The organism is Alcanivorax sp. HI0044, from assembly GCF_001634945.1.
The window spans coordinates 1-958 of sequence record NZ_LWEZ01000259.1 but is presented as its reverse complement, the minus strand read 5'-3'; the positions used below and the strand labels follow the sequence as shown (position 1 = coordinate 958).

General features: G+C 60.5%; 2 protein-coding genes. Both read left to right on the top strand.

The features are described 5' to 3' along the window. Positions 1-251: alpha/beta hydrolase family protein (locus tag A3730_RS30945; protein WP_369819036.1), on the top strand; the 251-nt coding region annotated here is incomplete at its 5' end. A gap of 170 nt (positions 252-421) precedes the next feature. Then, positions 422-958 (top strand): esterase/lipase family protein (locus A3730_RS03245; RefSeq protein WP_369819035.1); only part of this gene is annotated, 537 nt, incomplete at its 3' end.

Sequence of the window (958 nt, the reverse complement as noted above, 5' to 3'; positions counted from 1 at the left end):
ACCCGGAAACCGTCAACAATGGCCCGGCCTGCGCCGGGCGCATCAAGGTGCCGGCGCTGGTGATCGGCAACACCGCCGACAACGCCTGTACCCCCAGCCATACCCAACGGCTCTTTGATGGCTTCCAATCAGGGCAGGCCACCCTGCGCGAAGTGGCCGGTGCCAATCACTATTACTTTGGCCAGAACGACAAATTGGCTGAAGCGGTGGCGCACTGCACCGCCTGGCTGAACGAGCAGGGACTGGGCTAGCGGGGTTGAGGTTTTATTCAGGCGGGCAGCCATGTGGGCCCCGTTGACGGGATGGTTGGCGGTCAATTGTGAATTCTCTTCACGTCTTGTCCGACAGTCATACCAGCCGCGCTTCATCCTCCCCGGCGCTGGCCTAGCGTCGGTAAAAACAACAACGGAGTCATTACGGGATGGGACTGATCATTTTTCTGCTGGCACTGTTGGTGCTCACCACGGTGTCCATCACCTTGGTGTTTTATCTGTGCTGGTACTACGACCGCCGCAGTTTTCCGGAACAGGCCGAGCTGCCCGGTGAGCAGCCGCTACGGCTACTCCCCACGGTGATTGGCATGGCCAAGGAAGCCGCGGCCCTGACGATTCTGGTGTTCAGTTACCCGTTGCGGTTGATCCACGATACCTCGCCGGCACGCAGCCGCCATCATGGCGAGGCACCGGTGATTCTGGTCCATGGCTATGGCGGCAACAGCGCCAACTTTTTGTTCATGCAGTGGCGCCTGAAGTGGCGGGGCTGGTCCAACGTCTATTCCGTGAGTTACACCCCGCCACACATCAATGCCCGCAAACTGTCGCAGCAGGTGGTGGATCATGTTGAGCGTATCCTGGCCGTCACGGGTGCCGAAAAGGCGCACCTGATTTGCCATTCCATGGGCGGGCCGCTAACCCGGTACGCACTCAAAAACCTGGGCCTGGCCGGCAAGGTGGACCGG